Raw genomic sequence first — 19,558 nt, 5'->3', positions numbered from 1 at the left:
AGGAGCGGGAGACCCATGCCTTACCAGCAACCGACTCGCGAGGAAGTCCGGGCCGCCGCGGCGGAACTCGGCATCGAGTTGAACGACGCCGAGTGCGACCTTCACATCTCGTTCATGGCTCCCGACCTGGAGGCGTACGGATTCGTCGAGCCCATGGAGGAGCCGAAGCCGTCCCTGGACCCGCCTGACCGAACCTCGCGGTCGCCCGATCCGGAGGAGAATCCGCTAGGCGCGTGGCATGTCCGAACCGACATCCGGACCTCGGGCGAAGGGAGGCTCTCCGGTCGTACGGTCGCGCTGAGCGACAACGTATGCCTGGCCGGTGTCCCGATGATGGTCGGCACCTCGATGCTGCGCGACTACGTGCCCGACATCGACGCCACCGCCGTCACCAGGCTCCTCGACGCCGGTGCGACGATCTCCGGCAAGGCGCACTGTGAGTACCTGGGCCTGGCGAGCGGCTCCCACACCTGCGACGCCGGACCGGTGCGCAACCCGCACCGTCCGACGCACTCCTCGGGAGGATCGTCGTCGGGGGTGGCGGCACTCGTCGCGTCCGACACGGTGGATCTCGGAATCGGGACGGACGCGAGCGGCTCGGTCCGGGTCCCGTCTTCCTGGTCGGGGGCCGTCGGGATGAAGCCCACCCACGGGCTGGTGCCGTACACCGGGATCCTTCCGCTGGAGGCCACCCTCGATCACACGGGACCGATCACCGCCACCGTGGCCGACAACGCCCTCATGCTGGAGGTCCTTGCAGGGCCGGACGGTCTCGACCCCCGCCAGCACGGTGTCACGGCCCACCGCTACACCGAGGCGCTGACCGGCGAATGCACCGGCATGCGGGTGGGCGTGGTGCAGGAGGGATTCGAAGTCCCCGATCTCCAGCCCGAGGTGGCCGACGCCGTGCGCGGCGCCGGTGACGTCCTGGCGGGTCTCGGTGCCCGGGTCCACGACACGAAGCTGCCCGCATATCCGCTCGGGGTCGCGCTGTGGGATCTCATCGCGCTCGAAGGCCATGTACGCCAGCTGCTCGGCAACGGTTTCGGGACCGGCTGGCGGGGACTGTACGTGACCGGCCTGGCCGAGGAACTGCGGGGTTGGCAGTCCAGGGCGGCCGAGTTCCCGATGGCGGTCAAGGTGGCCCTGGTCATGGGCAACGTGTTCCGCCGGAGGCACGGTGGCGTCACCTACGCCAAGGCGCACAACCTCCTGCGCGCTCTCAACGAGGCCTACGACGCCGCGCTGGCCGACTACGACGTCCTGGTGGTGCCGACCACGCCGATGCAGGCGACCGAACTGCCGGATGCGGACGCACCGCCCGAGGTCAGCGTCCGCCGTGCCTTCGAAATGGTCCTCAACACCGTGCCGTGCAACGCCACCGGCCATCCGGCGCTGAACGTTCCGTGCGCCATGCGCGGCGGATTGCCCGTCGGAATGATGCTCATCGGCCGCCGCTGGGACGAACCAGCCATTTATCGCCTCGCACACGCCTTTGAGCAATCGGGCGATTGGACGTCGCGCTAGGAATTCTCCCAGAAGGGTGAGGGAAGGATCATGGACGGTCCCCAGAGCTATTCCCGGATCGTGGTGGATGCGCCGGACGATCCGCTCCTGGCCATCGCACGGCTCGCCGAATCCGGAATCTCCCAGACCTACGTCGTCTATGAGGACGACAGCGTATGGCGGTTCGCTGGTGGTGTGATGGCGGAAATCATCGTGAGCCCGCGCGGCGTGCGGTTCCGCTGGGACGGCTGGAAACGTGAACTGTCGTGGAACGGCCGGCCGCTGCAGCAGGTCGCCGCGCTTCTCGATCAGCTGCGGATCGCGGACTGGCGAGCGTACGGGTGGGCGGCCTTCGAGCTGGCCTACGCCGAGGCAGGGCAGCGTGAGTGGATGGACGACGCTGCGCCGCTGCTCCACCTCATCGTGCCGCGCGTCGAAGTCGTCATCGACGCCGAACACGCCCGCGTGCGAAGCAGCGACCCAGACGCGCTCCAAGCCGCCGTCCAGCTCGTCGAGCAGCCGGTGACTTCACCGTCGTATGCGGTGGAGCCGATCGAGATCGACGACCTCCCCCAGGACCGGTACACCGACGCGGTCGCCGCGGCGGTCCACGAGATCCGGCAGAGGGAACTGCAGAAGGTCATCCTCTCCCGGGTGGTGCCGATCGATCGCGATGTCGATCTCGTCGGCACCTACGTCGTCGGCCGCCGCCGCAACAGTCCCGCCCGCTCGTTCCTGCTCAACATGGGCGGCCTGCAGGCGGCCGGATTCAGCCCGGAGACCGTGGTCGAGGTCGCGTCCGACGGCCAGGTCACGACGCAGCCGCTGGCGGGCACCCGGGCCCTCGGCGGCGACGCGGAGGAGAACACCCGGCTGCGCGGCGAACTCCTGGCCGACAGCAAGGAACTGTTCGAGCACGCCATCTCGGTCAAGGTGGCCTATGACGAGCTGGCCGGACTGTGCCGGCCGGACACCGTCGCCGTACGGGAGTTCATGGACGTCAAGCGGCGGGGAACCGTGCAGCACCTCGGATCGCAGGTGGCGGGGCAGTTGTCCGCCGACTGCGGGCCCTGGGACGCGTTCGGCGCGGTCTTTCCGAGCGTCACGGCCTCCGGTGTGCCCAAGCACGCCGCCTACGCGAGCATCCGCCGCCACGAGCCCGAACCGCGCGGCCTCTACAGCGGAGCGGTCTTCACCATCGACAGCAACGGCGCCATGGACGCGGCGCTCGTGCTGAGAACGATCTTCCGCGAAGCCGGGCGAACCTGGTTGCGAGCCGGCGCCGGCATCGTCGAGCAGTCGCGACCCGAACGAGAACTTCAGGAAACGTGCGAGAAGCTGCGCAGCGTCGCGCAATGCCTCGTGCCCGCAGCGCCCGTGACAGGGCCCGTGACCGGGGAGGTCGACCGCCCACAGGCGGCCTGTCCGCGTTCTTCCGACGCCGATTCCGTGCCGACACCTGCGAAGGCCTGGCAATGATCGTTGAGATGAGGAACGACGCCGACGCTCGCGATGTGGAGGGAGTCTGCGCCGCGGTACGCGCCGTCGGCGGCACCCCGCGGCTCGTCCGGTGGGCCGCCCAGCGGCTCGTCGTGAGCGCCGACCTCGCCCGCGCTCCCGGTGAGCTGACGGACCGGGCGGGCGTGCGGCGCGTCGTCCAGCCGTCCGGGGACTACCGCCTGACCAGCCGCGAGTTCCGTGCCATGGGAACGGTCGTCGAGGTCGGCGGGATCGGCATCGGCGGATCCGACTTCGTGGTCATCGCGGGCCCGTGCGCGGTGGAGAGCGGGCCGCAACTCCACGAGATCTCCGACGCCGTGGCCGAGGCGGGCGCGGCGATCCTGCGTGGCGGGGCCTTCAAGCCACGCACGTCGCCGTACTCCTTCCAGGGCCTCGGGAGGAAGGGCCTGCGGCTGCTGGACCGGCGCCGGCGGCAGACCGGCCTGCCCGTGGTCACGGAGGTGATGCAGCCCGACCATGTCGAGATGGTCGCCGCGTCGTCGGACGTGCTGCAGATCGGAACGCGCAATATGCAGAACTTCCCGCTGCTCAAGGAGGTGGGACGGTCCCGGCGGCCCGTCCTGCTCAAACGGGGGATGTGCGCGACGGTCAAGGAGTGGCTGCTCGCCGCGGAGTACGTGATGGCCGAGGGGAATCCGCACGTTGTGCTGTGCGAGCGGGGGATCCGTACGTTCGAGCCCGCGTCACGATTCACCCTCGATCTTTCCGCCGTCCCGATCGTGCGGCGCCACAGCCACCTTCCGGTGCTGATCGATCCGAGCCATGCGACCGGTCATGCCTATCTCGTCGGGCCCATGACGCTGGCGGCTGCCGCCGCCGGAGCCGACGGTGTGATGATCGATGTGCACACCGACCGGGCGGCCGCCCGCTGTGACGGAAGCCAGGCGCTTCGCCCGGCCGAATTCAAGACGTTGATGGCGGATCTCGAGCGGCTCCTGTCCGGATTCGACCGGAGGATCGCCCAGCCGCCCCCTACTCGATACGCAGCGCGTCGGTGATCCGTGAAGCCAGCTCCTTCTTGTCGATCTTGCCGACGCCGGTGCGGGGGAGCGAGGTGATGACCTCGAGCCGATCGGGCAGCTTGTAGGCGGCCAGCCCGCGAGTGCTGAGAAAGCCGGTGAGCTCGTCCAGCGTCGGTGCCGTACCTCGTGGGACGACATACGCGCAGGTCTTCTCGCCGAGAAGACGGTCCGGCATCGCGACCACGGCGATGTCATGGACGTTCGGGTGGGCGAGGGCGTTGTCCTCGATCTCCTCGGCCGAGACCTTGTCCCCGCCCCGGTTGATCTGGTCCTTGACCCGGCCTTCGACGATCAGGTGACCGGAGGGGACACGCCGGACGAGATCGCCGGTGCGGTAGTACCCGTCCGGTGTGAACGCCTTCGCGTTGTGCTCGGGGGCGCGGTAGTACCCGCGCAAGGTGTAGGGGCCGCGGGTGAGCAGCTCGCCGACCTCTCCCGCGTTCACGTCCTCGTCGTTCTCGTCGACGATCCGGATCTCGTCGCCGTCGGACAGGGGCCGCCCTTGCGTGGACAGCACCGTCTCCTCGGGATCGTCCAGCAGCGTGTAGTTGAGCAGTCCTTCGGCCATCCCGAACACTTGCTGGAGCCGGCAGCCGAGTGTCGGCTCGACCCGGGCGGCCGCCTCCCGCGCGAACTTGGCGCCGCCGACCTGCAGCAGGCGCAGGCTCGACAGGTCGTCCGGTGACCACTCCGCCGCGTCCATCCACAGCAGCGCCAGGGGCGGCACCAGCGCCGTGAACGTGACGCGTTCGCGTTCGATGAGGGGGAAGGCCTCATCGGGGCTCGGGCTGCCGGCCAGCACAACCTTTCCGCCAGCGGACAGCGTGCCAAGGACCCCCGGACACCCGAAGGCGAAGTTGTGCGCGACGGGGAGGGAGACCAGGTAGGTGCTGTTCCGGTCGAGTCCGCACACCTCGGCGCTCGCCCGGACGTTGTAGGCGTAGTCGTTGTGCGTTCTGGGGATCAGCTTGGGCAGCCCCGTCGTACCGCCGGACAACAGGAACAGCGCTACGCCGCGGGGATTGGGGGCCGGTGCCGCTGCCAAGGGCTCGGCGTCGACGGTGTCGAGCGAGGTGTAGGGGCCCGGATCGCCGGCGACCAGGACGTGCCGCAGCGTCGGCGCCGCGGCCTGCGCCTCGGCGGCCAAGGTCCGGTAGTCGTAGCCCATGTGGACGTCCGGGATCACGTAGGCCACGGCCTCGGACAGCCGGCACAGGTACGTGATCTCGCTATGGCGATGCGGCGGCAGCGCGAGCACCGGGAGCGCGCCCAGGCGGAACAGCGCCAGGCAGAGCACGACGAACTCCGGCACGTTCGGCAGCTGGACGACGACGCGGTCCGCCGAGCCGATGCCCAGGCGATGCAGGCCCGCGGCCAGACGATCGGCCCGCGCGTCGAGCTCGCGGTACGTCCATCGCCGGTCGGCGGCGACGATCGCGACCCGATCGCCGTAGTCCCTGGCCCACCGCCTGGAAAGCTCGCCCAGTGTGTCGCCCGTCCAGTAGCCGGCCCGCCGATACTCCAGCGCGAATTCTTCGGGCCACGGCACGCATCCTTCAAGCATCAGAATTACTACCATTCTGTAGTTATTGGCGAACGCGAGATAATGGTCGCTCCTGGGCTTGACACTCTAACTCTATGAACTACTCTGGGCAAACATGTCGCACCTGACCCGCGAAGACATGCGGCAGCAAGTCGCACGCCTGCTCGGCGATTCTCCGGCAGCCATTACCGACGATACGAATTTGATCAGTTGTGGCCTGGACTCGGTCCGAATGATGGGCCTGGCCAGCCAATTGCGGCGGGCGGGAGTGGACGTTTCCTTCGCCGATCTGGCCGAATGCCCGACGATCGACGGCTGGTGGGAGCTGGTGTCGGCGAAGTCGGACGGGCAGGCAGCGGAAGCAGGCGGGCGGCGGGCGCCGACGGCGCGAGTGGAGGAGTCCGAACCCTTCGGCCTCACCCCGGTGCAAGGCGCCTACTGGGTCGGCCGGAACGATGGCATGGAGCTGGGCGGCGTCGGCTGCCACGCCTACTACGAGTTCGACGGTCACTCGGTCGAGCCGGAACGCCTCGAACGCGCTGTGCTGGCGCTGACCGACCGGCATCCCATGCTGCGTGCGCGTTTTCTCGAGGACGGTCGCCAGCAGGTCCTCCCCGACGCCGCCTGGTCCGGGCTGACCGTGCACGACCTGCGCGCACTGGACGAACCAGCCGTGGCGGCCGAGCTGGACTCGGTGCGCGAACGGCTGTCACATCGGCGTCTCGACGTCAGCCGGGGCGAGGTGTTCGACGTTCAGCTGTCGCTGTTGCCGGACGAGCGGACGCGGCTGCACGTGAACATCGACCTGCTCGTGGCCGACGTCATGAGCATCCAGATCCTGTTCGCGGATCTCGCCAAGACCTACGCGCAGCCCGATCAGCGGCCCGGCCCGCTCGACTACAGCTTTCCCCAATACCTCGTCGACATCGCGGCGCAGCGCGACGGCGCCCGAGACCGAGCGCGGGAGTATTGGCAAGCCCGGCTCGCCGACCTGCCCAGCGGGCCCCAACTGCCCCTCGCGGTCGAGCCCGAGCACGTAACACGGCCACGCTTCGTTCGGCGTACGCACCGCTTGGAGCCAGCCGAATGGCGGCGTATCACCACCCGGGCTCGTGAACACGGCCTGACGCCGGCGATGGTGCTGATGGCCGCGTACGCCGAGGTGCTCGGGGCGTGGAGCGCCCAACCGCGGTTCTCGCTCAACGTGCCGTTGTTCGACCGGGACGACGTGCATCCGGCAGTGTCGGAGCTGGTCGCCGACTTCACCAACCTGGTCCTGCTGGCCGTCGACCTGACCGAGCCGCGCCCCTTCGCCGAGCGTGTGCACATGCTCCAGCGGCAGCTCCGCGCCGACGTCTCGAACGCCGCTTACTCCGCCGTCGACGTGCTGCGCGATCTCGCCCGGACCAGGGACGGCGAGCGGGTGGCGGCGCCCGTGGTGTTCGCCAGCAACCTGGGCAGCGAGCTGATCGATGAGACCTTCGGCCGCGAGCTCGGCGAGTGGACCTGGATGATCTCCCAGACTCCGCAGGTCTGGCTCGACCACCAGGTCTATGAGACCGCCGGTGGACTGTTGCTGGCCTGGGACGCGGTGGAAGAGCTCTTCCCCGCGGGCCTGCTGGACGCGATGTTCGACGCCTACGTGGGCATGCTGCGCTCCCTGGCTTCGGAAACGACGCAATGGGGGGAGTGGACGCCGACCCTGCTGCCGCACGACCAGCTACGCGTGCGCGAACACGTGAACGCCACCGGCGCGCCCATCTCTGATCGGCTGCTGCATGACGGCTTCCTGGAGCGTGCGGCACGAAACCCCGAAGCGACCGCGGTCATCGGGAGCGGCGGCCGCATGAGTTACGGGGAGCTGCTCGGCCGCGCGTCGAACGTCGCGGAGGTTCTCCGCGCCGAAGGGTGCGCCGAGCGCGAGAACGTGGCCGTCGTGATGGACAAGGGCGTCGAGCAGGTCGTCGCCGTGCTCGGGACGCTCATGGCCGGCGCGGTCTACCTGCCGATCGATACCGTCCAACCGCCCGCACGCCGTGACGAGATGCTGGAGGGCGCCAGGGTGCGCCACGTGCTGACCCAGTCGTGGCTGATGGAAGCGGCGAGCTATCCGGACGGCGTCACCCCCATCGTGGTGGACATCCTGGGCCGGTCGGCGACCGCACCCGAGCATCGCGTCGCCGCTCCGGACGACCTGGCCTATGTCATCTATACGTCGGGTTCGACTGGCCGCCCCAAGGGCGTAATGATCAGTCACCGCAGCGCGGTCAACACCATCGACGACATCAACCGCCGATTCGGCGTCACCGGGCAGGACACCGTCCTGGGCCTCGCCAATCTCGGCTTCGACCTGTCGGTGTACGACATCTTCGGCACGCTCGCCGCCGGGGCTTGCCTGGTGCTGCCGGACGCCGCACGCCGCGGCGACCCCTCGCACTGGGCGGAACTGATCTCCGAGCATCACATCACCGTCTGGAACTCGGTACCGGCGCAGCTGCAGATGCTCGCCCACTATCTGGAGTCGGACCCGTCCAACGTTCCGCAGTTCCTGCGACTCGCCATGCTGAGCGGCGACTGGATACCGGTCACGCTGCCGGACCAGATCCGCAAGCAGATGCCGGACCTGGAGGTGATCAGCCTCGGCGGCGCGACCGAGGCGGCGATCTGGTCGATCTACTATCCGATCGGCGAGGTCGGCACCGATTGGCGCAGCATCCCCTATGGCAGGCCGATGGCCAACCAGACCTTCCACGTCCTGGACTGGATGATGCGGCCATGTCCCGCCTGGACCGCGGGTGAGCTCTACATCGGGGGCATCGGGCTGGCGCTCGGATACCTCGGCGACGAGGAGAAGACCGCCGACCGCTTCATCACGCACCCGGAAACCGGCGTACGCCTGTACCGCACCGGCGATCTCGGGCGCTACCTGCCGGACGGCGACATCGAGTTCCTCGGCCGATCCGACCTCCAGGTCAAGATCCGCGGACATCGGATCGAGCTCGCCGAGATCGAATCGGCCCTGTCGTCGCATCCGGCCGTCGGCTCGGCCACCGTGATCGTCGACGGCGACCAGCCGCTGGAGCGCCGGCTCGCCGCATTCGCCGAGCCCACGCGACGCGCCGCCGGAGACGGCGACCCGGCCGCCGCGGAGCGGCTCACCGAGAGCGCCCCGGCCGAGGCCGAGCGAGCGACCGCTGACATCATCGAGGAGAACCGGATCGCCGGTTTCCTCGAACGGCTCGACGACGCCGTCCTGCTCTCGATCGCGCACACCCTCCGTCCCGCGGGCCTGTTCACCGGCCAGGGGGAGTGGCCCACGCTTCCGGAGATCCTGGATCGGATGCAGGTCGTACCCGCTCACCACAGGGTGGTGCGCCGCTGGCTCGCGGCCCTCGAGCAATCCGGCTTGATCCGCCGCGAGCCGCGTACCGGTCAATACCACGACCTCCGCACGGTGAGTACGGAGATGCTCGACGACGCATGGCGCCGCGCCGAGGAAGCCCGGCAGGAGCAGGTCTGGCCCGCCGACCTGTTCGGCTTCTTCCGGGAAAGCACCCGGCGGCTGCCCGAACAGCTACGCGGCGAGCTCGACACCGTGGAACTGCTCTTCCCTGGGGGACGCCTGGAAACCGCGCAGGCCGCCTACTCCGGCAACGTCGTATCCCGGTACCTGCACGGCGCCATGAAGACCGCCGTGAGCGGGCTCGCCGAAGAGCTGAAGCGATCAGCCGGATCCGCGCCACTGCGCGTGCTGGAGCTCGGCGGAGGGATCGGCGCCACCACGGCGGAACTCCTCCCGGTGCTCGCCGACCACGACACCGAGTACCTGTTCACCGACGTTTCCCGGTTCTTCCTCAACGAGGCGCGGCAACGCTTCCACGACTACCCGTGGGTCGGCTACGGACTGGCCGACATCAACCAGGACTACCGGGCCCAGGGACTGGAGCCGAACTCCTTCGACCTCATCGTCGTCGCCCAGACCCTCCACAACGCCTGGGACGTGCCGCGTCTGCTGGCCGACCTGCGGGAGCTGCTGGCGCCCGGCGGATGGCTCCTCTTCACCGAGATGACCCGTGACCGGCACGAGCTCATGACCTCGATGGAGTTCATGGTCAGGGTCGACGAAAGCCAGGGCGACTTCGTGGACGGCAGGCAAGGCAAAGACGAGGTGTTCTTCAGCCGCGGGCAGTGGCTGGATTTCCTCGCCCAAGCCGGGGCATCGGGCTCGTTCTGCCTCCCACCCGACGATCATGCCCTGAGCCCGTTCGGCCAGCATCTCTTCGCGGCGCGCTTCAAGCCGGATCGCGAACGGATCGACACCGCCGAGTTGATGGCGCATCTGGACGAACGGTTGCCGGACTACATGCTGCCGTCCCATATCCAGGTGGTGGACGCGCTGCCGCTCAGCCACAACGGCAAGCTCGACCGCAAGCGGCTGGCCTCCTGGCTTCCCGGAGCCGCGGCGGACGACGACGCGGGCGCATCCGATGAGCATCCGCTCGACGAGCTGGAAGGCCTCCTCGCCACTTGCTGGGCCGACACCCTCGGCCGGGCCGCGGTCGGCCGACATCAGAACTTCTTCGACCTCGGCGGCGACTCCCTGCTCGTCGCCCAGGTGGTGGGCCGCATGCGCCAGCAACTACCGCAGGCCGGCGAGCTGCCGTTCGGCGACCTGCTAGGAGAGATGATGAGCCGCCCGACGGTGGCGGCCATCGCGGACTACCTGCGACGGACTCCATGACATCGCACGACACGTGGTTCCGGTGCGCCGAACCAAGGCCCGCGGCGGCGCTGCGGCTGGTCTGCTTCCCGCACGCCGGAGGCGCCGCCAGTTTCTACGGATCCTGGTCCCGGTCATTGCCGTCGTCGGTGGAGCTCCTGGCCGTCCAATACCCGGGGAGAGAAGACCGCATCAGGGACGACCGCGTCCACGACATGGGCAAGCTGGCGGATCTCGTGGCCGAGGCACTTGAGCCGCTCTGCGCCGGGCGTCCGATCTCGTTACTCGGCCACAGCATGGGCGCCGGTGTCGCGTACGAGGTCGCCTGCCGACTGGAACGCCGGGGCCGGACACCGGCACGACTGTTCGTCTCCGGCCGCCCCGCTCCGGATCGTCAGCGGCGCAAGGCCGTACACCGGGCCAGCGACGAAGACCTGCTCACCGAGCTGCGGCGGCTCGCCCCGGCGAATCATGCTCTGGCGGACCATCCGGAGCTGGCCGAGCTGATGCTGCCGACGGTGCGCGATGACTTCCGCCTCATCGAGTCCTATGAGCCGTGCGGCTCCGTGCTCGACTGCCCGGTGACCGCGATGCTGGGCGATCACGACACCGAGGTCACCGTCGAAGAGGCCCAGGGTTGGCGCGCGTTCACCCGCGGCAGGTTCACCATGAAGGTGTTTCCGGGAGATCATTTCTATCTGATCCCGCGACGCGCCCAGCTGATCGATTGGGTGCTGCGGAGCCTCGACGGCGTCGCCGCGCCGCCGCGGGCCTGGCCGTCCACACCCTGACGCCTCAGACCTGTGAACGCGGAGGTTCCCAGGACAGAGCCTCGGTCGTCGCGCGGAGGTAGCCGCTGGGCGGGACGAGCGTGGCGAGCGTATCGCGCACCGCGACGGCGAGGGGGTTGCGCCACTGCGCGATCCGGCCGTACCTGGCGGAGATCCGCACCAGCTTCTGTGTCCGTGGCCGACGCGCGCGATCGTAGGCGGCCAGCGCCGCGGTCACCTCGGCCGGACTGGTTGCGCGAGCCAGCGCGGCGGACAGCGTGACGGCATCCTCGATCGCCAGTCCCGCGCCTTCGCCAAGGTCGGGTGTCATGGCGTGCGCGGCATCACCGACAAGCGCGATGCGACCACTCGCGTAGCGCGGCAGAGGCGTCTCCAGGTGGCAGATGTCGTGCCTCAGCAGAGCCTCTGGCGGAGTCGCGTCCAGGACGGCCGGGATCGGATCGTGCCATCCGGCGTACCTGACCGCCAGGTCGTTCAGGTCGTCCTCGGTGTGACTCCCCTCGGGCAGCGACGCGGTGGCAAACCAGTAGATCTGGTCATCGACGAGCGGAACGATGCCGAACCGGTGACCGCGCCCCCAGGTTTCGGTGACGGCAGCGGCAGGCCGCACCGTCGGCAACGTCTGGGACGGGACCACGCCGCGCCAGGTGATGTAGCCTGCGTACGCCGGGCCCGGATGTTCAGGGAAGAGTACGGAGCGAGCTTGGCTATGCAGCCCGTCCGCTGCGACGACCACGTCCGCGGTATCCGAGCCGATGCCCTCCGGCCCTCGATAGGTGACGTTCGCCGAGTCGCGATCTGTACGTACCGAAGTCACCTGGTGGCCGAGGCGGAGTGCGGCAGCGTCGTCGGCGGCGACCAGCAGGTCGTGCAGGTCGGCGCGATGAATGGCGATCGCCGGCGCGCCGAACCTCTCCTCCAGCTCCTCGATGCGGGTCCGCATCAGCCACCTGCCGGACGTCCCCCGGATGCCCGCCGCACCGTGGATCATTCCTTGGGAACGCAGGACGTCGCCCAGGCCCAGCCAGTCCAGCGCGCGTACGGCATTAGGCGCCAGCGACAGTCCCGCACCGGCCGGTTCGAATCTGGGCGCCTGCTCCATGAGCGTTACACGCCACCCGGACCGGGTCAGCCCCAGAGCCGCTGCCAGCCCTCCGATGCCCCCACCGGCCACGATCGCTCGGCGCTCGATCTCTCATCACCTCGCCGCGCTGCCGCCCGCTGCGGCCGGGTCGGTCATGGACGGTGCCTGGAACAGCCCGGTGAGCATCACCACGAGCTGCTCGGTGGCATCCGATGACGCTCGGGCGGCCGGACCACCTTGGAACGAAGGATGCAGGTCGGCCAGGGTCCCGCTCTGGTGGAGGGCGATCAGGCCCACCATGGCCTGATAGCGGAACGCCACCTCCTCGGCGGTCAGGTGGGGCAACGCCTTGGCGAGCACCTGGGCGTACCGGCCTTCCACCGGACCGACCTCGGCGGCGAAGAGCCTGCGGACCTCCGGCTCCGGTTCGCACATGACCCGCCCGATGAAGCGGGCGACCTGTCGCTCGCGCTCGCCGTGCCGCGCGACCAGGCTGGCGCCGGTGGTGACGAACGCGCGCACCAGCTCCTCGACCGTCGGCTCGTCACCGCCCGCCTCCAGCTGGTCCAGCATGCGTTCCCGATCGGCGTTGACCGAGGCCATGGCGCGCTGGACCACCGCACGCAGCAACCCTTCCTTGGATCCGAAGTGGTAGTTGACCGACGCCACGTTCACGCCTGCGGCGTCCGTCAGCGCCCGCAAGGAGGTGCCCGCGAAGCCGCGCTCGCCGAACAGGCTCTCGGCGGCATCGAGGATCCGCTCCTTCGTACGCGCTGCTCCACCGCTCATGCCGCCAAGTTTAAACGCTCGTTTGAATCGGGGGCTCGGCGGAGCTAAACTTCAAACAAGCGTTTCAAACGTCTGCTTGGATGAGGTGGAACCATGACCGGGACCGGTGTCACCGCGCCGCCTACCGCACCGCCCGTCGGGCGGCGCCGCAGGTTGATCGTGCTGGCGGTAATGTGCGTCGCGCTGACGGTCGTGGTCGGCATGCTGGTGTCCCTGGCCGTAGCGCTCCCCGCCGTGGCCCGCGACTTGGAGGCCACCGAGGCCCAGCTGCAGTGGGTGATGAACGCCTACGGCGTGGTGTTCGCCGGGCTGCTGCTGCCGGGCGGAGCCATCGGCGACCGGTACGGACGCAAGGGCGTGCTGATCGCCGGGCTGATCATCTTCGGTGTGGCCTCCGCCGCCGTGCTCTGGATCGACTCGGTCGGCGCGCTGATCGCCCTCCGAGCCCTGGCCGGGGCGGGGGCCGCGCTCGTCGTGCCGATGACCCTGTCGATCATCACCAACATCTTCCCGCCGGAAGAGCGCGGGCAGGCCGTCGGGGTGTGGTCGGGGGTCTTCGCCGGCGGCGGCCTGCTCGGCGTCCTCATCGCGGGCGGCTTGCTGGAGTCCTACTCCTGGCGATCCCTCTTCGTCTTCAACATCGTCCTGGCGGCCCTCGCGCTGGCCGGCACCGCCGCCCTCACGCCCACGTCGCGGGATCCGCACTCCACCCCACTCGACCTGCCCGGCACGGCGCTGTCGGTGGCGGGCGTCACCGGCCTCGTCTTCGCAATCGTGGAAGGCCCGGAACGCGGCTGGAGCGACCCGCTAGTGGTGGCGGGCTTCGCGATCGCCGCCGCTGGCCTGGCCGCCTTCACCTGGTGGGAGCTGCGCACCGACCGGCCGCTGCTGGACGTGCGGATCTTCCGGCTCCGCGGCGTGTCGGGAGGCTCGCTGATCATCACCGTGGAGTCGGTGGCCGCGTTCGGGATCTTCTTCCTGCTCCTGCAGTACCTGCAGGAGATCCTGGACTACTCCCCGTTCGTCGCCGGGCTCGGCCTGATGCCCCTCGCCATCGCCATGATCGTCTTCTCGCCGGGGGCACCCCGGCTGGCGCACCGGTACGGCATGCGCCCGATCATCGGCCTCGGCGTCGTCCTCATCGCCGCGGGCCTGGTGGTGATGTCCATGATCGACGCCGATTCAGGATTCGGTCCCATCCTCGGCGGCAGCCTCCTCGTCGGCGCGGGAGTCGCCTTCGCCGCCACCCCGGCCACCGACGTCATCGTCACCGCGCTACCGGCGTCCAAGCAGGGCGTCGCCTCGGCCCTCAACGACATCACCCGCGAACTCGGCGCCGTCCTGGGCATCGCGATCCTCGGCAGCGTCCACAACACCGTCTACCGCGACGACGCCGGCGAAGCCGCACAGGGACTCCCCGCCGCTGCCGCCGACGCGACGCGCGACTCCCTAGCCGCCGCCCTGCAAGTCGCCGCCCGCATCGGCGGCGAACCCGGCGCCCAACTCGCCCAGGCCGCCCGCGACGCCTTCGCCGCCGGAATGAGCACAGCCCTGCTGGCCGGCGTCGCCGTAGTCGTCATCGGAGGAACCGCAGCCGTCCTCCTCCTACCCCGGCGCAGCCCCCGCAACGAATCACGCTGAACGACTCATCCCCGAGTCGGAAGGATGTTGACGCCGTCCATCCCCGATCGGCGCACAGTGAGGTGTACGGGCGTGCCCACCGCCGGCGGCCACCGCGCCACCAGGGACGCCGCCGGACCCTCCGTTCGGCAGCCTGGACGGCGTCGGCGCCGAACGCGGCCTCCGAGTTCTGGCGAAGCGCCTCGATATCGCACCAAACCCGCGCAAGGCATCGGCGACATCAACTGCGGACGCAACGTCGGCCCGATCTCGCGCAGCCGCTCCCGCGCGTCCGCGCAGCAGCGCGGTGGCGGGGCCTTGGCCGTAGCGCAGGATGCCCAGAAGGACGTGCTCGTCACCGATGTAGGAGGAGGTCCACGGGTAGCGGCCGAGCTGGTGGCCGAACTCGCGGGCCTCCAGGTAGGCGTACCGCACCACATGCGCGCCTTCGGGGCTGAGCCGATCCCACATCAGGAGTCCTTGTCCTTGCGGAAGCGCATCCCGTGCTTGTAGAGCACGGCCTGCTTGGTGAGCCCGAGCCGGCGGGAGATGCCGCGCCAGGACCAGCCCTGGGCGCGCGCGTTGTCGACCTGCAACGTCTCCAGCACCTCGACGAGCTGCCGGAGCGCCAGCACCGCGGCCAGCCCGACGCCGGGAGGGGCTGCGAAGGGGCCGCGGCTTCGTCGACCTTCTCTGTTGGGGGAAGTAGGCCGTGGTGACTGGGGGACCTGTCCGGAATGCGTGAATCATGGTGCGACTAAATAGGTATGAGTCCTCTGGAGTGAGGAGGGAAGAAAGAACACTGAGGGGACGAGTGACAGTTCACGACAGGAGCACGACGTGACAATCACCGATGCCCGTCCCGTGACCGCGCCCCGAGACGGAAACACCGACGATCCAAAGAGCAACGCCGACCTGAGGGAGTTGGTCCTTCGCCGAATCCAGGACCACGTCGACCGCCATTTTCCGGGCGAGGCGATCGACATCCTGGGCACTTTCGGGGACGTCCTGGAGGCCTTCGGGAAGGAACTGATCGACGAACAAGAGCTGCGCGACCACATGCTCGCCGTGATCCAGCACGGTCGTTGGCGGCAGGTGTTGGAGCAGATCTGCCAGATCCGATCCAACACCACCGGGCAGCGCCACAGCGTGGGCGGCTGCCCACCCTGGTGCGCCTCCGAGGCGCACGCGACGCCCATCGACATCTGCCACGCCAGCGAGATCCCCGGCGTCGAGCTGACCCACCACCCCTTTGAAGTGCGCGGCCAGACTCATCTCTCAGAAATGCTCGCCATGCTACGCCAGGAGCCGGGGGCCGCCGAGCCCCTGATTTACCTGACCGGGCAGGACGCGTGCGCCGAAAACGTGATGACTCTGGCGGAAGCCACCGAGGTGCGCGACATGCTCGCCCGTCTCGTTGCGACCGGACGTGCGGGGCTGCGTGCCCAGCCGAATGCGGCGACGTCGGTGTGTCCGCCGTGGTGCGAGGAGAACCACGAACCGATCGAGCTCGATGACGGACGTCATTGCGGTCCGCTGCTGGTCGTCCGCGATGTCGACCGGGACAACGTCCACGATGGCCGTCTGGTCCTGGACCTGCTGCTCTCGCTACGCCGTCAGCCGGATCTGAAGGGAGCCCGGGTGGTGATTTCCGAGATGGGGTCGGCGGAGGAACTCCTGCTCATCCCCGATGAGGCCGAGGAAATGGCGGACAAGTTGCTGGAGTTGGCCGCCATCACCCGTATGGAACCAGATCGGCCGGCCTGACATCGCCACCGGCCACTCGATACAGGGTACCCAAGAGTCGGACCCGTACGGTCAACGACCGTACGGGGCCGCCCGTGCGCGCGCTCAGTCGATGGCGAAATGCCGCCGATGGTAGCGGACATTCTCTAGGTCGATTTGATGACCGGAAACCAGGAAGAGGTCACCCAGACTCTCTCCCGTAAAGAAGTCGATAATCCGAAGTTCATCCGTAAGGTAAATCGATCCAAGATCGAAACGTTTGTGACAGTTCGGACACAGGCAGAGCAAATTGTCCAGGCTATCGGCGCCCTTGTGTGCGATACCCAGGGCGCGAATATGCGCTCCCTCGCTGTAACCCTCAGCGGGCCCTGGAACTCTGATAGCGAAGCGACATATCTGACACTGGTTCCTGTACCAATTCTTCACCTTGCGAACAATGACCGAGTCGCGTAGTTGCCGTTGGACGACGGCCTCTCTACGGGCGACGGGACCCCCCTCCGCGTCCACGCGGTCGGGTTCAACTGGCTCGTCGCCGTAGTCGGGAAGCGGCTCATCGGCCAGGTCCAGCTGAGCAATGACAGCGTCGATGTCGGCGATCTCGGCCAGAATGAAGGTCGTAACGGGCGTTCGGCCGTTGACAGCCGTCAGCAGGTCCGCTGTGTCCAGCATAGAGCGACGAGTGAACGACCACGCGGCTTTGGCGTGTACCACACCGATCAGCGTTGAGAGGTCCGCCGCGGCCAGCGACGCCGCCGTACGCAACGTGTGCTCGAACGCTCGGAGGAAATGCCCTTCCGGGCCGTCCAGCCATTGTGATCTTCCTGGATTCTCTGTTCCCAGGCCGTCTACGCTGGAATAGATCTTTCCCAGCAGTTCCTTGGCGGCCGGTGTGAAATCGAGGATTCGTGATCTGGCTACGGCCCACCGATGAGCGTGGGAGATCTCAACCAGATCCTGAGGGAGGATTTCGGTGTCACTCTTTGTGGGTGATGGCAAAGTATCGCCGGTGACGGACATGATCCGGCTCTTGGTGGCTGCCGGGAGAGCGTTGAAGCCCTCGTTCCAGGCATCTTCTCCTATGCTCCACAGGAGGCCGATGTGTGGCATTTCTGCGCTGCCAAGCTTGTTCTTGGCAATGGAGACGCTGGTTTGCCTGCCTTTATCCCATGCTCCGCGGAACGCATACTGCAGATGATCCTGGAGAGAGGAGCTGTTGCTCCCCCGCGTTTGGAATGGAGAGCCGATGAGGACCACATTGCGGGTGCCGTTCGGGTCTTTACGGCCCTGGGGCACTGCACGGCGAACCGTCGTGTCGAACTGCGCTTTTGTGGTCGCGTTCTGGAGGATCACGCTTTGGAGGGGGCTGCCGTCGTGTTCGTTGAGCGGTGCTGTGACTCTTTCGAAGATCTCGTGTGCCGTGTCATCGCTCTTCGCCACGAGTGCCATCCATACCAGCGGCGGCCGCAAGAACCCCCTGGAGAGCATCGAAACGGACCGGGAGATGGACGCCGACCACAGGCTCAGGAGCACCGCATACGCGGAGAACTCGTCGACCCCACCCTTCTCTGCAATTCGCTTCGCCAGTCGCCCAAGGGGACCGTGAAGGACAACATCGTTCATCACTGCGCTCCTCGTTCCGTCGGGGTGCCGCCTGCAGTTGGCCAGAGCGCTGGAGAAGATACGTGGAGCGCTGTCCACTGCGGCCCCAGCCTTCTCTGAATTACTGGCCGCCCGGGGCAGGCTCCGGGTCGGTGAGAGCCGACATGTGATTGCTCTCGGTGTCCAGGGCTCGAAGGAGCGGCCCGACGAGGCGACGTGTGATCGCTCCGGGGGCCTGGTTGAGTTCGGCCCTGGTGGCGGCGGTGGCGGCGGTGTAGATGTCCCGGTCGTAAGCGGGTCCATCGCCCCAGAAGTTCCGGCCGGGTGCCGGCCGAAGTCCCTGGAGCCCGGTGGCTCCCAGAGCCAATGCCCAGTTGCCGAAGTAGCCAGCATGCTCGCCCGCTGCGACGACCAGGGCGAGGAATCGCCGGGCGTGAATGACGGCGACGGCCTCGATGATCACCTGTTCCTCCGGCGAAGAGCCCTGGCCCCGCTTGTCGGAGAGGCGGCTGGAGAACAGGCGCAGGCCACCGTCCTCATGGACCTGCAGCTCGATTGCGTCCTCCGGGGAGTATTCCGAGATGGGTCTGAAGTTGCTGCGGTCGGCGAGATTAGGGGTTGCGCGCGCGACCCCGCGGGACCGGCGGAAGCCGTTGTGAGCGTCGTTGAGGCGAGGCGAGACATCGTTGCCGTTGACGGCGGCTTGGATGTCGGGAGCGTAGGCCTTCTGGATGAACGCGTGAAGGTCGGTGTTCCAGGTGGGAGCGCTTGTCAGTTCCAGGAGCATGTCCGGTCGGCCGGCCAGCGGCTGGGCGACGAGGAACAGGTGGGCCTGTTGGCGGATGCCGGCGGGGATGGGGTCGTTGTCGATCTCTTCCTGCAGCAGCGCCAGGATGTCGCGGTCGGCGATGCGGCGGCGTTCGTGCAGGCGGACGACCTCGGCGTCGGAGAGGGCGTGCTTGGTCTTGTCGCCGCGGCCCCAGTAGCGGCCGTCGACCATGTGCGGCGCGGCGGGGCTGGCCGGGATGTGGATGACGAGGTAGCCCTTGGCGGGGTCGGCCTCGGAGGCGATCTCCTGGGTGATGACGTTCAGCGGCGGGTCGGGGATGCTGCGGGCGATCTGCTCCATCTTCTCGGCCAAGCCCTTGAGCGGCTGGGGTGCGAGGGTGAAGGTGCGTTTGTCCTTGTCCTCGGCGATGCCGACGATGAGTGTGCCGCTGTCGATGGCGAAGGACGCCATGTCCCTGGCCGACTCCTTGTTGTCGCCCTTGGTGGACGGGACCTCCTTGAGGTCCAGGTAGTGCGACTCCCCGATCAAGCCGCCGTCGAGGGCGGCCTTGATGTCGGCTTCGCTGGTGGGGGTCCAGCGGGGTTGGTTCGCCGAGAGGTAGATCGGGGTCACACGGTCCTCGCAGGTCAGTCGGGTGCCAGTTCCGGAGGAGAGTATGACCGGACGGAAGCGCTCGCCGCCCTCGAATATCCGGGTGTGGCCATCGGTCGGTCACGGAGGGACGCCCGAGCGGCAAGCGTCAACGGATGGTCACGAAGCAGCAGGCGGCATGTGCCGCCAGGCGGGCTTGTTGACCGTCGCGGCATGTTGGCCAGCGAGATCCCCCG

General features: G+C 68.3%; 14 protein-coding genes. 7 read left to right on the top strand and 7 right to left on the bottom strand.

Annotated elements, in window-relative coordinates:
- Positions 1-15 precede the first annotated feature (15 nt).
- The 3 genes from ACGWYJ_RS19960 to aroF are packed head-to-tail and all read left to right on the top strand — an operon-like array spanning position 16 to position 4,025.
- Positions 16-1,527: an amidase gene (locus ACGWYJ_RS19960; RefSeq protein WP_395107618.1), complete on the top strand. Its 1,512-nt coding sequence runs from the start codon at positions 16-18 to the stop codon at positions 1,525-1,527.
- A 30-nt stretch (positions 1,528-1,557) separates the two neighbouring features.
- Complete coding sequence (locus tag ACGWYJ_RS19955) at positions 1,558-2,985, top strand: salicylate synthase (protein ID WP_395107616.1); 1,428 nt, start codon at positions 1,558-1,560, stop codon at positions 2,983-2,985.
- Positions 2,986-2,993: 8 nt separating this feature from the next.
- Positions 2,994-4,025 carry a 3-deoxy-7-phosphoheptulonate synthase gene (gene aroF / locus ACGWYJ_RS19950; protein WP_395107615.1) on the top strand — a complete coding sequence of 344 codons (1,032 nt, stop codon included), beginning with the start codon at positions 2,994-2,996 and terminating at the stop codon, positions 4,023-4,025.
- Here the strand turns inward: aroF and ACGWYJ_RS19945 are convergent.
- On the bottom strand, positions 4,000-5,613 hold the full coding sequence (locus tag ACGWYJ_RS19945) for a (2,3-dihydroxybenzoyl)adenylate synthase (RefSeq protein ID WP_395107613.1): 1,614 nt from the start codon (positions 5,611-5,613) through the stop codon (positions 4,000-4,002). The genes aroF and ACGWYJ_RS19945 overlap by 26 nt on opposite strands.
- 94 nt (positions 5,614-5,707) lie before the next feature.
- Here ACGWYJ_RS19945 and ACGWYJ_RS19940 point away from each other — a divergent pair, with 94 nt between their 5' ends.
- Both ACGWYJ_RS19940 and ACGWYJ_RS19935 read left to right on the top strand, forming a co-directional pair.
- Positions 5,708-10,333 (top strand): amino acid adenylation domain-containing protein, encoded by a 4,626-nt coding sequence (locus tag ACGWYJ_RS19940; protein WP_395107611.1) that lies wholly within the window; start codon positions 5,708-5,710, stop codon positions 10,331-10,333.
- Positions 10,330-11,103 (top strand): thioesterase II family protein, encoded by a 774-nt coding sequence (locus ACGWYJ_RS19935; RefSeq protein WP_395107610.1) that lies wholly within the window; start codon positions 10,330-10,332, stop codon positions 11,101-11,103. The genes ACGWYJ_RS19940 and ACGWYJ_RS19935 overlap by 4 nt, the downstream gene beginning before the upstream one ends.
- A gap of 4 nt (positions 11,104-11,107) precedes the next feature.
- Here ACGWYJ_RS19935 and ACGWYJ_RS19930 read toward each other — a convergent pair whose 3' ends face one another.
- Both ACGWYJ_RS19930 and ACGWYJ_RS19925 read right to left on the bottom strand, forming a co-directional pair.
- Complete coding sequence (locus ACGWYJ_RS19930; RefSeq protein WP_395107608.1) at positions 11,108-12,277, bottom strand: FAD-dependent monooxygenase; 1,170 nt, start codon at positions 12,275-12,277, stop codon at positions 11,108-11,110.
- A 24-nt stretch (positions 12,278-12,301) separates the two neighbouring features.
- Entirely contained in the window at positions 12,302-12,976 is a 675-nt protein-coding gene (locus ACGWYJ_RS19925; RefSeq protein WP_395107606.1) for a TetR/AcrR family transcriptional regulator, read from the bottom strand.
- A gap of 93 nt (positions 12,977-13,069) precedes the next feature.
- Here ACGWYJ_RS19925 and ACGWYJ_RS19920 point away from each other — a divergent pair, with 93 nt between their 5' ends.
- Positions 13,070-14,617 carry an MFS transporter gene (locus tag ACGWYJ_RS19920; protein ID WP_395107605.1) on the top strand — a complete coding sequence of 516 codons (1,548 nt, stop codon included), beginning with the start codon at positions 13,070-13,072 and terminating at the stop codon, positions 14,615-14,617.
- Here ACGWYJ_RS19920 and ACGWYJ_RS19915 read toward each other — a convergent pair.
- Positions 14,609-15,067, bottom strand: a complete 459-nt coding sequence (locus ACGWYJ_RS19915) for a Clp protease N-terminal domain-containing protein (protein WP_395107604.1) — start codon at positions 15,065-15,067, stop codon at positions 14,609-14,611. The genes ACGWYJ_RS19920 and ACGWYJ_RS19915 overlap by 9 nt on opposite strands.
- Positions 15,067-15,231 carry a hypothetical protein gene (locus ACGWYJ_RS19910; protein ID WP_395107603.1) on the bottom strand — a complete coding sequence of 55 codons (165 nt, stop codon included), beginning with the start codon at positions 15,229-15,231 and terminating at the stop codon, positions 15,067-15,069. The genes ACGWYJ_RS19915 and ACGWYJ_RS19910 overlap by 1 nt, the downstream gene beginning before the upstream one ends.
- 205 nt (positions 15,232-15,436) lie before the next feature.
- Here ACGWYJ_RS19910 and ACGWYJ_RS19905 point away from each other — a divergent pair, with 205 nt between their 5' ends.
- On the top strand, positions 15,437-16,363 hold the full coding sequence (locus ACGWYJ_RS19905) for a DUF6907 domain-containing protein (protein ID WP_395107601.1): 927 nt from the start codon (positions 15,437-15,439) through the stop codon (positions 16,361-16,363).
- A gap of 84 nt (positions 16,364-16,447) precedes the next feature.
- On the opposite strand, the gene ACGWYJ_RS19900 is transcribed toward ACGWYJ_RS19905, so the two are convergent.
- On the bottom strand, positions 16,448-17,962 hold the full coding sequence (locus ACGWYJ_RS19900) for an HNH endonuclease (RefSeq protein ID WP_395107599.1): 1,515 nt from the start codon (positions 17,960-17,962) through the stop codon (positions 16,448-16,450).
- A gap of 100 nt (positions 17,963-18,062) precedes the next feature.
- Positions 18,063-19,343: a helix-turn-helix domain-containing protein gene (locus ACGWYJ_RS19895; RefSeq protein ID WP_395107598.1), complete on the bottom strand. Its 1,281-nt coding sequence runs from the start codon at positions 19,341-19,343 to the stop codon at positions 18,063-18,065.
- Positions 19,344-19,558 lie beyond the last annotated feature (215 nt).

Origin of the sequence: Actinomadura sp. SCN-SB (genome assembly GCF_043906805.1) — a bacterium.
Lineage (GTDB): Bacteria > Actinomycetota > Actinomycetes > Streptosporangiales > Streptosporangiaceae > Spirillospora.
The sequence above is the reverse complement of the archived record's forward strand: the minus strand, read 5'-3'. Positions and strand labels throughout refer to the sequence as shown.

Coding starts and splice junctions, on each gene's coding strand:
- ACGWYJ_RS19960 (WP_395107618.1), top strand. CDS start 16: ATGCCTTACCAGCAACCGACTCGCGAGGAAGTCCGGGCCGCCGCGGCG.
- ACGWYJ_RS19955 (WP_395107616.1), top strand. CDS start 1,558: ATGGACGGTCCCCAGAGCTATTCCCGGATCGTGGTGGATGCGCCGGAC.
- aroF (WP_395107615.1), top strand. CDS start 2,994: ATGAGGAACGACGCCGACGCTCGCGATGTGGAGGGAGTCTGCGCCGCG.
- ACGWYJ_RS19945 (WP_395107613.1), bottom strand. CDS start 5,613: ATGCTTGAAGGATGCGTGCCGTGGCCCGAAGAATTCGCGCTGGAGTAT.
- ACGWYJ_RS19940 (WP_395107611.1), top strand. CDS start 5,708: ATGTCGCACCTGACCCGCGAAGACATGCGGCAGCAAGTCGCACGCCTG.
- ACGWYJ_RS19935 (WP_395107610.1), top strand. CDS start 10,330: ATGACATCGCACGACACGTGGTTCCGGTGCGCCGAACCAAGGCCCGCG.
- ACGWYJ_RS19925 (WP_395107606.1), bottom strand. CDS start 12,976: ATGAGCGGTGGAGCAGCGCGTACGAAGGAGCGGATCCTCGATGCCGCC.
- ACGWYJ_RS19920 (WP_395107605.1), top strand. CDS start 13,070: ATGACCGGGACCGGTGTCACCGCGCCGCCTACCGCACCGCCCGTCGGG.
- ACGWYJ_RS19915 (WP_395107604.1), bottom strand. CDS start 15,067: ATGTGGGATCGGCTCAGCCCCGAAGGCGCGCATGTGGTGCGGTACGCC.
- ACGWYJ_RS19900 (WP_395107599.1), bottom strand. CDS start 17,962: ATGAACGATGTTGTCCTTCACGGTCCCCTTGGGCGACTGGCGAAGCGA.